Annotated in this window: 13 protein-coding genes; 9 read left to right on the top strand and 4 right to left on the bottom strand. The window is 66.2% G+C overall.

Going from position 1 to position 12335, the window contains the following annotated elements:
• Positions 1-318 precede the first annotated feature (318 nt).
• Positions 319-1662, top strand: coding sequence for an aminomethyl transferase family protein (locus KM176_RS13005; RefSeq protein WP_160894608.1), 1344 nt, complete (start codon positions 319-321; stop codon positions 1660-1662).
• A 68-nt stretch (positions 1663-1730) separates the two neighbouring features.
• Here KM176_RS13005 and KM176_RS13000 read toward each other — a convergent pair whose 3' ends face one another.
• Positions 1731-2204 carry a MarR family winged helix-turn-helix transcriptional regulator gene (locus tag KM176_RS13000; RefSeq protein WP_160894607.1) on the bottom strand — a complete coding sequence of 158 codons (474 nt, stop codon included), beginning with the start codon at positions 2202-2204 and terminating at the stop codon, positions 1731-1733.
• A 249-nt stretch (positions 2205-2453) separates the two neighbouring features.
• Here KM176_RS13000 and ectA point away from each other — a divergent pair, with 249 nt between their 5' ends.
• The 5 genes from ectA (at position 2454) to KM176_RS12975 (ending at position 7743) form a co-directional block, all read left to right on the top strand.
• Positions 2454-2996, top strand: coding sequence for a diaminobutyrate acetyltransferase (ectA, locus tag KM176_RS12995; protein WP_160894606.1), 543 nt, complete (start codon positions 2454-2456; stop codon positions 2994-2996).
• A 33-nt stretch (positions 2997-3029) separates the two neighbouring features.
• Positions 3030-4313, top strand: coding sequence for a diaminobutyrate--2-oxoglutarate transaminase (ectB, locus tag KM176_RS12990; protein ID WP_160894605.1), 1284 nt, complete (start codon positions 3030-3032; stop codon positions 4311-4313).
• Between the two features lie 4 nt (positions 4314-4317).
• Positions 4318-4716 carry an ectoine synthase gene (locus KM176_RS12985; RefSeq protein WP_160894604.1) on the top strand — a complete coding sequence of 133 codons (399 nt, stop codon included), beginning with the start codon at positions 4318-4320 and terminating at the stop codon, positions 4714-4716.
• A 101-nt stretch (positions 4717-4817) separates the two neighbouring features.
• Complete coding sequence (locus KM176_RS12980; protein ID WP_160894603.1) at positions 4818-6248, top strand: aspartate kinase; 1431 nt, start codon at positions 4818-4820, stop codon at positions 6246-6248.
• Between the two features lie 823 nt (positions 6249-7071).
• A complete protein-coding gene (locus KM176_RS12975; RefSeq protein ID WP_160894602.1) occupies positions 7072-7743 on the top strand; it encodes a hypothetical protein in 672 nt (223 codons plus the stop codon).
• On the opposite strand, the gene KM176_RS12970 is transcribed toward KM176_RS12975, so the two are convergent.
• A complete protein-coding gene (locus tag KM176_RS12970) occupies positions 7744-8763 on the bottom strand; it encodes a zinc ABC transporter substrate-binding protein (protein ID WP_160894601.1) in 1020 nt (339 codons plus the stop codon).
• 101 nt (positions 8764-8864) lie between these two features.
• Here KM176_RS12970 and KM176_RS12965 point away from each other — a divergent pair, with 101 nt between their 5' ends.
• The 3 genes from KM176_RS12965 to KM176_RS12955 are packed head-to-tail and all read left to right on the top strand — an operon-like array spanning position 8865 to position 10935.
• Positions 8865-9347: a transcriptional repressor gene (locus KM176_RS12965; RefSeq protein WP_160894600.1), complete on the top strand. Its 483-nt coding sequence runs from the start codon at positions 8865-8867 to the stop codon at positions 9345-9347.
• Positions 9344-10135, top strand: a complete 792-nt coding sequence (locus KM176_RS12960; protein WP_160894599.1) for an ATP-binding cassette domain-containing protein — start codon at positions 9344-9346, stop codon at positions 10133-10135. Before KM176_RS12965 ends, KM176_RS12960 begins: the two co-directional genes overlap by 4 nt.
• Entirely contained in the window at positions 10132-10935 is an 804-nt protein-coding gene (locus KM176_RS12955) for a metal ABC transporter permease (RefSeq protein ID WP_160894598.1), read from the top strand. The genes KM176_RS12960 and KM176_RS12955 overlap by 4 nt, the downstream gene beginning before the upstream one ends.
• Here KM176_RS12955 and KM176_RS12950 read toward each other — a convergent pair whose 3' ends face one another.
• Both KM176_RS12950 and KM176_RS12945 read right to left on the bottom strand, forming a co-directional pair.
• A complete protein-coding gene (locus tag KM176_RS12950; protein ID WP_160894597.1) occupies positions 10936-11457 on the bottom strand; it encodes a DinB family protein in 522 nt (173 codons plus the stop codon).
• Positions 11457-12266 carry a division plane positioning ATPase MipZ gene (locus KM176_RS12945; RefSeq protein WP_160894596.1) on the bottom strand — a complete coding sequence of 270 codons (810 nt, stop codon included), beginning with the start codon at positions 12264-12266 and terminating at the stop codon, positions 11457-11459. Before KM176_RS12945 ends, KM176_RS12950 begins: the two co-directional genes overlap by 1 nt.
• Positions 12267-12335: the final 69 nt, after the last annotated feature.

Raw genomic sequence — 12335 nt, 5'->3', positions numbered from 1 at the left:
GGCGTGGGAGAGTAAGTCACCGCCAGACCTAGAAAAAACCTCATATACGATGACATAATCAAAACGGCCCCGAGCTTACAGCTCGGGGCCGTTGGCGTTTGTAATCCCCTTCAGATCAAATAACGCCGCCGGCACCCGCCTTGACCTGGATCAGGGCGGGGGAGGGGCCACCATGGCTTGCTGACCTTCGGCAAATCCTCGCCCGAAACGAGAAAGAACTTGATTTTATGCATGGCCGACATGCACTCTGATCATAGCTTTATCGGGCATGCGACTCGGGTGGGAGGCCGCTCGCATGTGTTATCGGAGGGAGGACTGATGCTGACCGCCAAGTCTCTGGAAACCGCGATCGCCGAGGCAGGTTCTGCCGTTCGGCTGCTCTGGACGGATGCGCCGCGGGTCTGGACCCGACCGGTGGTGCCACCGGAAATCACCGGCTGGCGGGAGGAGCAGGCCGCCTGGCGCGAGCGCGTCGCGCTGATCGACCTGTCGCACCACATGTCGGACCTGTTCGTGTCGGGCAAGGAAGCCACGCATTTCCTGTCGCAATACAGCGCGACCGATTTCTCGGAATTCGCCATTGGTCAGGCCAAGAGCTATATCCCCGTCAGCGAGGATGGCTACCTGATTGGCGAATGCATCGTGCTGCGCACTGCCGCCAATCGCTACGTTCTGACCGGGGCGCCGCCGATCCATCGCTGGCTGCTCTACAAGTCGGAATGCGGCTACTACGACATCGACATGCATTTCGTCGATGACTCGCGGCGCCGGTCCGGCCCTCCGGAGCTGTTTCGCTTCCGCCTCCAGGGCCCGATGGCCGAGGCCCTGACCCGCAAGGTTCTGGGCACCGCGCTGCCGGAGCTGGAGCTGCTGCATTCCGTCAGCCTGCCCTATGCCGATGGCGAAGTGCGCGTGCTGCGGCAAAGCAAGATGGGCCAGCCGGGCTATGAATTCGTCGGCAAATGGGCCGTGGGAGAGCGCCTGCGCGAGGATCTGGCGCGGCTGGGGCGTCCGATGCGCCTGACCGAGGTCGGTGCACTGGCCCATGCTGCGGGCGCAGTGGAAAGCGGCTGGATGCCGGTGCCGGTGCCGGCGATCTACCAGTCCTGCCTGACGGGCTACCGCGCCACCCTGCCGGCGGAGGCGATCCGCGAGCACAAGCCGATCTACGGCAGTTTCTATTCCGACCGGATCGAGGATTACTACGTCACCCCGTTCGAGATGGGCTTTGGCCGTGTCATGGCGCTTGGGCGCGACTTCAATGGGCGCGAGGCCATGCTGGCGCGGCGTGCCCAGGATACCCGCCGCAAGGTGACGCTGGAGATCGACGCCGCGGACGCCGCGCGCGTCCTGGGCGGACCGGACAGCTACCTGCTGAACCATGGGCGGTTCCGGATCGAAAAGGACGGCGCCCTGGTGGGGCTGACCATGTGCACGGCGCGGATCGATCCGCTGAAGGCGGTGCTGTCGCTGTCGCTGGTGGAGGGCCGTCATGCGGCGCCGGGCACCGAGCTGGACCTGGTCTGGGGCTTCCATCCCGGCCCGGGCACCCCGGCAGAGGCCGATTTCGGCCAGCAGGTGCTGAAGGCGCGGGTGCGCCGCTCTGTCTTCGAGGCCCAGCCGGATATGTCGGAGGAAGCCGCGTCGCTGGCCGAAGCCTGAGGGGATCCCGGATAAAGCGGAAAGGGCGGCCCCTGGCCGCCCTTTTCCGTCTGCCCTGCCTGCGGGGCTCAGCTTGGCTTGATCTCGCCGCTGTGCAGCACCGGAGAGGCATCCATGTCCTCGGCATCCAGCATCGAGGCGACGCGTTCCAGCGCGGCGATGATCTGCGCCTGCTCCCAGTCCTTCAGGGATTCGAACTGGCGCACGTAGCGCTGTTGCAGCGGGTCGGGCGCCTCGGCGACCGTGGCGCGGCCCTTCTCGGTCACGGCGATGTTCATCTGCCGACGGTCCACCTGGCTGCGGGCGCGGGTGATCATGCCCTGCTTTTCCAGCCGGTCCAGCAGGGCCGTGATCGTTGCCTGAGTGACCCCCATCTGCACGGAGATCGCCTTGGGCGTGCTCATGCCCTGCTCGGCCACAAGCTGCAGCACACGGAACTGCACGGGCGAGAGGCCGGCCGCATGGGCCAGCTCTTTGCCGAAAAGTTCCGTTGCGCGCAGGATGCGTCGCAAGGCAATCAAACTGTCGTCCGTGCGGTCCATGCCCCAAAGCCCCGATTCTGAAGAGGATCCATCCTCGCACCGCAGAGCGCCGAAGGCAATTATTCGCTCAACCTTAGCATTTTCCTGTCTCATAGCCCGATAGATCTGGGTATGTTGCTTAGGTATTCAAGGGGAAATTCTCTAAAATCAGGGGCCGACACCAGTTCGGGGAAGAAAATTACTTAGGTGGGTTGAAATAGTTTCCGCTGAGGTTACTTTGCTTGGCGAAGCAAAAAGGAAGCAGACCCCATGCTTGATGGAAGCGGAACAGTTCACCCCTCGACTCTGACGTTGCGGAAGCCCTCCTCGCGGGATGGCGCCGACATCTGGGCGCTCGTGCGGGCGTGCAAGCCGCTGGACGAAAACTCCATGTACTGCAACCTGGTGCAATGCGACCATTTCGCGGACACCTGCGTGGTTGCCGTGGACAGCGACAAGGGTGTTGTCGGCTGGGTGTCGGGCCACATGGTCCCGTCCGAGCCGGGCACGCTGTTCGTCTGGCAGGTCGCCGTTTCCGAAAAGGCCCGCGGCCGTGGCCTGGGGGCCAAGATGCTGTCGCATCTGGTGAACCGCGCCGATCTGGACGTGCGCCGCATCAAGACCACGATCACCAAGGACAACGGCGCTTCCTGGGCGCTGTTCCGCAAGTTCGCCGCGCGGGCGGGGGCCGATCTGACCGATCGGCCGCATTTCACCGAAGCGGACCATTTCGATGGCCAGCACGCCACCGAGCACATGGTGACCATCACCCTGAGGGAGAGCCCGGCCGCCAGCCCCCGCGCTGCTGCCTGAGCCGCTCTGCCCCTCCCACGAAAGGATCACCCCATGTCGACCGAAGCCAACATCACCGTCTTCAAACGCCGCGAATCCGAAGCCCGCAGCTACTGCCGCAGCTTCGATACCGTCTTCACCTCGGCCTCCGGGTCCGAGATGACGGACGTGAACGGCAAGACCTATATCGACTTCCTCGCCGGCTGTTCCTCGCTGAACTACGGCCATAACGACCCGGACATGAAGGCCGCGCTGATCGAGCATATCAGCAACGACGGCATCGCCCATGGCCTGGACATGTACACCGAGACCAAACAGGCCTTCCTCGAGACCTTCGAGCAGAAGATCCTGCAGCCCCGCAACATGTCCCACAAGGTCATGATGGTCGGCCCCACCGGCACCAACGCGGTCGAGGCCGCGATGAAGCTGGCGCGCAAGGTCACGGGGCGCACCAATATCATTGCCTTCACCAACGGCTTCCACGGCATGACCCTGGGCGCGCTGGCGGCGACCGGCAACAAGGGCAAGCGCAACGGGGGCGGCCTGCCGCTGCAGGGCGTGACCCGGATGCCCTACGAGGGCTCGCTGGGCGAAGGCGGCGATACGCTCGCCATCATCGAGCAGATGCTGGAGAACGACAGCTCGGGCATCGATGCGCCCGCGGCCTTCCTGCTGGAGCCGGTCCAGGGCGAGGGCGGGCTGAACGCCGCCTCCCCCGAATGGATGCGCGGGATTGCCCGTCTGGCGAAGAAGTTCGGCGCCCTGCTGATCGCCGATGACATCCAGGCGGGCATCGGGCGCACCGGCACCTTCTTCTCCTTCGAGAAGATGGGGATCGAGCCGGACCTGATCCCGCTTGCCAAGTCGCTGTCGGGGATGGGCCTGCCCTTCGCCGCGCTGCTGGTGAAGCCGGAACACGACCTCTGGAAGCCCGCCGAACACAACGGCACCTTCCGGGGCAACACCCATGCCTTCGTCACGGCCCGCGTCGCGATCGAGAAATTCTGGAGCGATGAGCGCTTCGAGAAGGAGATTGCCACCCGGGCCGGGATCCTCACGGAGGCGATGGAAACCCTTGCGAAATCCATCCCCGGTGCCCGGCTGAAGGGCCGCGGCATGATGCAGGGGGTCGATGTGGGCTCGGGCGAGCTGGCCGGCGCGATCTGCGCCGAGGCCTTCGAGCGCGGTCTCATCATCGAGACCTCGGGCGCCCAAGACGAGGTCGTCAAGGTCCTCGCGCCGCTGACCACCCCGGAAGAGACCTTCCGCAAGGGCCTGAAGATCCTGCTCGAGGCGGCGGCCTCGCAGGTCAACGAAACCAAATTTGCTGCGGAGTAACAAAATGATTGTTCGCGACTTCAACGAGATCGTCAAAAACGAAAAAGACCGTGTGACCTCGGATGCCAAGTGGACCTCGGTCCGGATGCTGCTGGCGAACGACGGCATGGGCTTCTCGTTCCACATCACCTTCCTGGAAGCCGGTTCGGAGCACACGTTCCACTACAAGAACCACTTCGAGAGCGTCTACTGCATGCAGGGCAAGGGCCGGATCACCGACCTTGCCACCGGCGAGACGCACGAGATCAAGCCGGGCGTCATGTACGCGCTGAACGAGCACGACAAGCACACCCTCGTCGCCGACGAGGAGCTGGTGATGGCCTGCTGCTTCAACCCGCCGGTGACCGGCACCGAGGTGCACCGCGAGGACGGCTCCTACGCGCCCGCCGAGGAGCTGGCCTGAGGCCCTCCGGGGCCGGCCTTCGGGCCGGTCCCATCCCGATCTTCGCCCGTACCGATCCCAGAAAGAGGCCCGGGCCCCTGCGGCCCCGGGAAGAAAACCACGTGACTTTCCCCGCACATACCGTCGAGAAAATCGGTGGCACCTCCATGAGCAAGGTGCACGAGCTGCGCGATACGCTGCTGATCCAGGGACGTGAGGGCGCCGATCTCTATGGCCGCATCTTCGTGGTCTCCGCCTTCGGCGGCATCACGAACCTGCTGCTGGAACACAAGAAATCCGGGCAGCCGGGCGTCTATGCCCTGTTTGCCAACGACGACAACGCCCATGGCTGGCTGGACGCGCTGAGCGATGTTGCCGCCGCCATGCGCGAAGCCCATGGGCAGGTGCTGGACCACCCCGCCGACATCCATGCCGCCGACGAATTCGTCCGCGAGCGGATCGAGGGCGCGCGCTCCTGCCTGTTCGACCTTCAGCGGCTGTGCTCCTACGGGCATTTCCGGCTGGCCGATCACATGATGGATATCCGAGAGCTGCTCTCGGGGCTGGGGGAAAGCCATTCCGCCTTCGTCACGGTGCTGATGCTGCAACGGGCGGGGGTGAACGCCCGGGCCGTCGACCTGTCGGGCTGGCGAGACGAGAACGACCTGGATCTTCAGGGCCGCATCGCCGCCGGTTTCGCCCAGGTGGACCTGGCAACCGAGATGCCCATCGTCACGGGCTACGCCCAGTGCACCGAGGGGCTGATGCGTGAATTCGACCGCGGCTATTCCGAGGTCACCTTTGCCCGCATCGCGGCGCAGACCGGCGCGTCCGAGGCGATCATCCACAAGGAATTCCACCTTTCCTCTGCCGATCCGAACCTGGTTGGCGCCGATCAGGTGCGCAAGCTGGGGCACACCAATTACGACGTGGCCGACCAGCTTTCCAACCTCGGGATGGAGGCGATCCACCCCCAGGCGGCGAAGATCCTGCGCAAGGCCGGCATCCCCCTGCGGGTCGCCAATGCCTTCGAACCCCAGGACCCCGGCACCCTGATCGACGACACCCCCGCCACCGAGGCGGCGGTCGAGATCGTCACCGGCCTGCCGGTCGTGGCCTTCGAGGTCTTCGAGCAGGACATGGTGGGCGTGAAGGGCTACGATCAGGGTATTCTTGAGGTGCTGACCCGTCACAAGGTCTACATCGTCTCGAAATGCACCAACGCCAACACCATCACCCACTTCCTGAACGCGCCGCTGGAAACCATCCGCCGGGTCGAGCGCGACGTGCAGCAGGCCTTCCCCAACGCCCGGCTGCGGATCAACCGCCATGGGCTGGTGTCGGTCATCGGGCGCGACCTCGACGGGCTCTGCGTGGCCGAACGCGGGCTGCTGGCGCTGCGCGAGGGCGGGGTGAAGACCCATTCGGTGCAATACGTGCCCGGCAGCGTCGACGTGCAGTTCCTGGTGGCGCCCAGCGATCAGGATGCGGCCATCGCGGGCCTGCATGGCGCTTTCGTGGGGCAGGAGGCCTCGGCGCTGAAGGCGGCCTGAGCGGACGCCCCCCGTGACATGAAGCAACGCCCGCCTCCTGCCGAGGCGGACGTTCTGCAGTCTGGGCCCCGGGCCCCTCCACGGCGCAGCCCGGCATGGGCGACGAAGGGGGATCCCTTCTCGGCGGCGCCTTTCAGCTGGCCACGCGTTTGAGCAGATTCAGCCAGTGTTCGCGGCTCCGGGTCTCGCTTTCCCGGTCGGCGGGGCGACGCACAGCTTGCCGCTCCGAGGGGCCGCGTCGCTGTCGAGGTCGAGGCACAGCCGCCGATCTGCATGTCGTCGCGCAGGTCCAACAGGCTTTGCAGCCCCCTCTGGGCGTCGGGATGATGCTCCGCGATCACGTCCTCCGGCATCGGCACCGTGTCGCGCGGCGACAGCCCGTGCAGCTGCTGGATGTCGCCGGAGCAGGAGAGCTGGCCGGAATGGATGTTGTAGCGCCAGTGCGCCCGTCCGGAGAGGTTCATCCCGGCGTCCGCGTGGGGCGCGAAGGCGAGGCGGCCATCCCGACGATTCGCAGCGCATTGTACGGATTGTGCGTTTAAGTGGCGCTTTCCGCCGTCCGGGCTGCGTCTTTCTGTCCCGTCATCCCCATCGCCCGCTGGTCCGCGTCGTTTCGCCCGTCCGGTGCACCTGGATAGATACAATAAAAAGATATTTTTCCCGAAGGCATTAGAGGCCCAACAGGATCCGCGAGCGAGGGGCCGGGGCCGGACCCGGTCAGACGATCCAGGGTTTGAGCTCTGCTGTTAACAATTGCTTAACCGACCTTGCCTGATTGTTTAGAAGAGGCGGATATATCAACCCAGGCTGAGGGACCGAGCAGTTGAAATCGGAGACCACGAAATTTGCGGCCTACCTGTCCTTGGACGAGGCCCGGTCGGTCTGGCGCGTGCGCTCGATCGACGTCAGCCATGGCGGTGTCCTGCACAAGCTGACCTATCCGGACATGCCCGAGCTGGAGGACGTGTTCATCAAGCCGATGGCGACCACGCTGCTTGATCACCTGGGGCGGATGGATCCGGACGGCGAGATGTACGCGAACTCGGACTTCGAGCTCGATCTGCGAATGGCGCGTTTCTATAAGCTACGGATGCACACCAATTGCAACGCGGTGCGCGGCCACGAGGCGAGCTTCTGGTTTTCAAGCTTTGAGGGGCAGCCGCTGGCGGCACTGACCCAGTATGCCGAGCCGCTGGCCCAGCTGCCACCGATGGATCCGGTCAACAACCTTGCAATCCAGGCGATGGACCGGGTGCTGATCCCGGCGCTGAACGTGGTGGCGGCGGCGCGGACCGGCCTGCCGGGTCAGGACACGCGGGTCTTCGACGATTACGCCAGCCGCCTGATCCAGGAGGCCGACGACCTAATCATGTATGCCGAGCTGGTGAAACGACTGATCCTCAGCCAGGACGGCGATGCCGAGCTGCGGCAGGAACAGCTGCAGGAGGCGCTGGCCCAACCTCCGTCCAAGAGGCTGGGCCGCACCGGCAGCTGATCAGTCGCGGCAGACCGACAGCCTGGTCGCCAGATCCAGCAGCAGATCGCCATACAGTTCCGGACCCGGGGCAAAGCTGCTGCCCAGCGGATCGGCCGTCACGATATGGGCGGGCTGGCCGGACACCGGCAGGGATTCGACCGATTTCTCCTCTCCGGGGACGGAGATGAAGCAGGTGATCTTGTCGGCAACCACGTTGTTGCTGATCTCGGAATAGCGCGCGGCGCTGGCGGGCGTGTCATCGGCATCGGTGATCGCGCCCATGTTCTTCAGGCCGAAGCGATCCTCGAAATACTGGAAGGCATCGTGGGCGACCACGACCTGAAGCGGCGTGTCGCCATCCAGCATCCCGTGCACCGAGGTTTCCAGCTGGGCCAGGTCGGCATCGGCCTCCTGGGCGTTTTGCGCATAGACCTGGGCATGTTCGGGATCCAGCCTGGACAGGGTCTGGGCAATCGCCGGCAGCCAGGCGCGGGCATTCTCGGGGTCCATCCAGACATGGGGATCGGTTTCACCCGCGGCATGATGATGGCCGCCCTCGGCGTGATCGTCATGCCCGTGATCGTCGTCATGCCCGTGGTCGTGATCGTCGGCGTGGTCATGGTCATGATCGTGTCCGCCCTCATCGGCATGGGCGTCGTGATCATGATCGTCGCCGCCCAGGCCTTCGCGGAAGGGCAGGGTGCGGGTGCCCGCGACATCCAGCATCGCCAGCGTCGGCGTGTCCGGCGCCAGGGACCCCAGGGCCTTGGCCAGCCAGGGCTCCAGCGCATCGCCGATCCAGAAGATCGCATCGGCCTGGCTCAGGGCGCGGGCTTCCGAGGGGCGCAGCGCGTATTCATGGGGCTCGGCGCCCGGCGGCAGGATCACCTGCGGGGTGCCGACGCCCTCCATCACCCGGGCGACTAGGGATTGCAGCGGTGCGATATCGACCGCCACCTGCGGGACATCCGCCCGCGCCATGCCGGCCCCAAGGGCCGCCGCCGCCACGCTCAGCGCCAGAAGGGATTTCCGCATCATGCTTGCTCCGGTGTAATAACATAACAGTTCGCTGCGCTTGTTATCTTGTACACTATAACATATCAAGGGTCGACTTCCGTCTTGGAACCAGCGAGGACACCATGGAGCTTCAGGGGTTCGAACGCCACGATCATGCCAGCTGCATCCGCGACGGCGTTGATGCCGCGGCAGAGCATTGCCGCCGCGAGGGTCTGCAACTGACCCCGGTGCGCCGCCGCGTGCTGGAGATCCTGCTGGAGCGCCACCGTGCGCTTGGTGCCTACGACATCCTCGACACGCTGCGCGACGAGGGGCTTGGGTCCCAGCCGCCGGTGGCCTACCGGGCGCTGGATTTCCTGGTGAAAAATGGCTTTGCCCACCGGATCGAGCGGCTGAACGCCTTCGTCGCCTGCAACCATCCCGGGGAAAACCATTCCCCCGCCTTCCTGATCTGCCGCAAGTGCGACCGGGTGGCGGAAGGCCAGGCGGATCCGGCCTCCGACATGCTGGGCCGCTCGGCCGCCGCCATCGGCTTCCGGATCGAGCGGGCCGTGGTCGAGGCCGAGGGGCTGTGCCCCGCCTGCCAGGAGAACGACCGGAAATGAGGGATCATTTCCAGGACGGGCTGGTCACGCTGTCGGGCGTGGCCGTGCGCATGGGCGGGCACGAGGTGCTGCGCGACGTCGATTTCACCATCCGCCGCGGCGAGATCGTGACCTTCGTCGGCCCCAACGGGTCGGGCAAGTCGACGCTGATGCGGGTGATCGTGGGGGCACTGAAGCCCGCCGCCGGCACGGTGCGCCGCGCCCCCGGCCTGCGCATCGGCTACGTGCCCCAGAAGCTGCATATCGACCAGACCCTGCCGCTGACCGCGCGCCGCTTCCTGTCGCTGCCCCATCGCGTCGCCCCTGATCGCATCGCCGCAGCGCTGGAACATGCCGGGGCGGGAGGGCTTCAGGACCGGCAGATGTCGGGCCTTTCGGGCGGGCAGTTTCAGCGCGTGCTGCTGGCCCGCGCCATCCTGTCGAACCCCGACCTGCTGATCCTCGACGAGGCGACCCAGGGCCTTGACCAGCCGGGCTCTGCCGCCTTCTACCGCCAGATCGAGGCCGTCCGTCAGGACCTCGGCTGTGCCGTCCTGATGGTCAGCCACGAGCTGCACGTGGTGATGTCGGCCTCGGACCGGGTGGTCTGCCTGAACGGCCATGTCTGCTGCGAGGGGGCACCGGAACATGTCGCCTCGGCGCCGGAATATCGCGCGCTGTTTGGTACCGGGACGGGCGGCGCGCTGGCGCTCTATCGCCATGACCACGACCACGAACATGGGCATGATCACGACCATGACCATGACCACGGGCATCACCACCACCATCACGACGGGGCCGGGTCATGAGCCTGCTTGACGATTTCTTTCTGCGCGCGATCCTCGCCGGGCTCGGCGTGGCGCTGGCGGCGGCGCCGCTCGGCTGCCTCGTGGTCTGGCGCCGGATGGCCTATTTCGGCGATGCCACGGCCCATGCGGCGATCCTGGGGGTGGCGCTGGCGCTGACGCTGCAGGTCTCGGTCTTCGCGGGGGTGCTGGCGGTGGCGCTGGCGATGGCCACGGCGGTTTCGGGCCTGTCGGGGCGGGGCTTTGCCATGGACACGCTGCTGGGCGTCATGGCGCATTCGGCCATCGCCTTCGGGCTGGTCGCGGTCTCTTTCCTGCACGGGGTGCGCATCGACCTGATGGGCTACCTGTTCGGAGACATCCTGGCCGTCAGCCGCCTGGACCTGCTGGTGATCTGGGGCGGCGCGGCGCTGGTGCTGGCGCTGGTGCGCTGGCGCTGGTCGGCGCTGCTGACCACCACGCTGAACCCCGACCTGGCCTATGCTTCGGGCCTTGATCCCCGGCGCGAACAGATGGTGCTGACCGTGGCGCTGGCGATCGTCGTCGCGGTGGCGATTAAGGTGGTGGGCACGCTGCTGATCGCCGCCATGCTGATCATCCCCGCCGCCGCCGCCCGCCCCTTCGCGAACACCCCCGAACGCATGGCCGGCATCGCCGCGCTGATCGCGGTCTTCGCCACGGTTTCGGGGCTGGAGGGCTCGCTGCATTTCGACACGCCCGCCGGCCCCTCGATCGTGTGCTGCGCGGCGGTGGTCTTCATGCTGACCAGCCTGGCCGCCGCGCTGCGCCGCCGTCGCGGCTGATCAGTCGAAATAGGCCCGGGCCGAGGGCGCGCGGTCGTCATCCAGAAAGAATTCGTCCAGCTGTGGCGGTGCGATCCCGGCCTGGTGCAGCTGCACATGGGCCTGGCCACGGTGGTGCACCTGGTGCTGGAACAGGTGCAGCAGCAGCGCGCCGACGCTTTCCTGCACATCGCGTTCCGGGCGCCGGGTCAGGCGCGGGGCCTCAAGATCGGCGGGCCGCAGCGCGTCGCAGAACCGGATCAGCCGGGCATCCGCTTCGGCCTGGGCCAGCGCCAGCGGGCCGGGCAGGGCGATCTCGGGCGCGTCGTAAACGCTCCGGCCCCGCCCGCCCTCTTCCAGCGCGTCGATATAGTAAAGATCCACCTGGTGGATATGGTTCAGTGTCTCCTTCAGAGAGCCGAAGAAACCCGCCCGGGGCGCGGCGAAGGCAGCGGCATCCATTCCCGACAGCGCCCCGTGCAGCGTGGCATTGGCCCAGGCATTGTTGCGTGCCATCTGGCGGAAGGGGCTCAGCAGGTCCATTACAGGTTCACCTCGACGCCCGGCAGCTCCAGCGCCTTCATCAGATCGCGCAGCTCCTGGCGCGCCGCGATGTTGGAGATCGACAGGCTGGTCACCCCGATGTCCTTCAGGTCCAGCAGCGTCAGCCCGCGCGGAAACAGCTCCCGGAAGATCACCCGCTCGGAAAAGCCCGGCGCCACGCGGAAGCCGATGCGCCGCGACAGCCGGTTGATCGCCTCTTCCATCTTGCGCTTGTTGACCATCGCCTGAGAGCCGACGCGGTTGCGCAGCACCACCCAGTCGATCGGCTTCAGCCCGGCCTGGGCGCGGTGCTGGCGGGCGGCCCAGACCATCTCGGAATAGACCGAGGGACCGAGGATCTTCTCGCCCTCTCCGTCGATCCGCGCCAGCAGGTCGAAATCGACGAAACTGTCGTTCAGCGGCGTCACCAGCGTGTCGGCCAGCGAATGCGCCACCTGGCTCAGCCGGGTATGAGATCCGGGGCAGTCGACCAGGATGAAGTCCGAAACCGGATCAAGCTGGGCAATCGCCTCGGCCATGCGCCGGTCGTAGATGTTCTCGCCCGGAGCCAGGTCTTCGGGCGCCACCTCCGGCAGCTCGCAGAACTGCGGCGAGGGCAGCGCCAGCCCCTCCTTCTTCAGCGTGGCGGCCCGGTTCGAGGCATAGCGCGCGAAGCTGCGCTGCCGCAGGTCCAGGTCCAGCGCCGAAACCCGGTGCCCCATGCGCACCAGCGCCGTCGCGATATGCATCGAGACGGTGGATTTCCCCGCGCCGCCCTTCTCGTTCCCGACGACGATGATATGTGCCAAGGCCTGTCCCCTTCTTCCCCGCCGGGCAGGCTGGGCCCGGCAGGCGCACATTAGGGCGCGGCGGGGGAT

The sequence above is a fragment of the Pseudooceanicola endophyticus genome (assembly GCF_018760365.1).
Lineage (GTDB): Bacteria > Pseudomonadota > Alphaproteobacteria > Rhodobacterales > Rhodobacteraceae > Pseudooceanicola > Pseudooceanicola endophyticus.
The sequence above is the reverse complement of the archived record's forward strand: the minus strand, read 5'-3'. Positions and strand labels throughout refer to the sequence as shown.

What these genes read in the sequence shown, in the direction of transcription:
- KM176_RS13005 (WP_160894608.1), top strand. Translation starts at nt 319, where the DNA reads ATGCTGACCGCCAAGTCTCTGGAAACCGCGATCGCCGAGGCAGGTTCT.
- KM176_RS13000 (WP_160894607.1), bottom strand. Translation starts at nt 2,204, where the DNA reads ATGGACCGCACGGACGACAGTTTGATTGCCTTGCGACGCATCCTGCGC.
- ectA (WP_160894606.1), top strand. Translation starts at nt 2,454, where the DNA reads ATGCTTGATGGAAGCGGAACAGTTCACCCCTCGACTCTGACGTTGCGG.
- ectB (WP_160894605.1), top strand. Translation starts at nt 3,030, where the DNA reads ATGTCGACCGAAGCCAACATCACCGTCTTCAAACGCCGCGAATCCGAA.
- KM176_RS12985 (WP_160894604.1), top strand. Translation starts at nt 4,318, where the DNA reads ATGATTGTTCGCGACTTCAACGAGATCGTCAAAAACGAAAAAGACCGT.
- KM176_RS12970 (WP_160894601.1), bottom strand. Translation starts at nt 8,763, where the DNA reads ATGATGCGGAAATCCCTTCTGGCGCTGAGCGTGGCGGCGGCGGCCCTT.
- KM176_RS12965 (WP_160894600.1), top strand. Translation starts at nt 8,865, where the DNA reads ATGGAGCTTCAGGGGTTCGAACGCCACGATCATGCCAGCTGCATCCGC.
- KM176_RS12960 (WP_160894599.1), top strand. Translation starts at nt 9,344, where the DNA reads ATGAGGGATCATTTCCAGGACGGGCTGGTCACGCTGTCGGGCGTGGCC.
- KM176_RS12955 (WP_160894598.1), top strand. Translation starts at nt 10,132, where the DNA reads ATGAGCCTGCTTGACGATTTCTTTCTGCGCGCGATCCTCGCCGGGCTC.
- KM176_RS12950 (WP_160894597.1), bottom strand. Translation starts at nt 11,457, where the DNA reads ATGGACCTGCTGAGCCCCTTCCGCCAGATGGCACGCAACAATGCCTGG.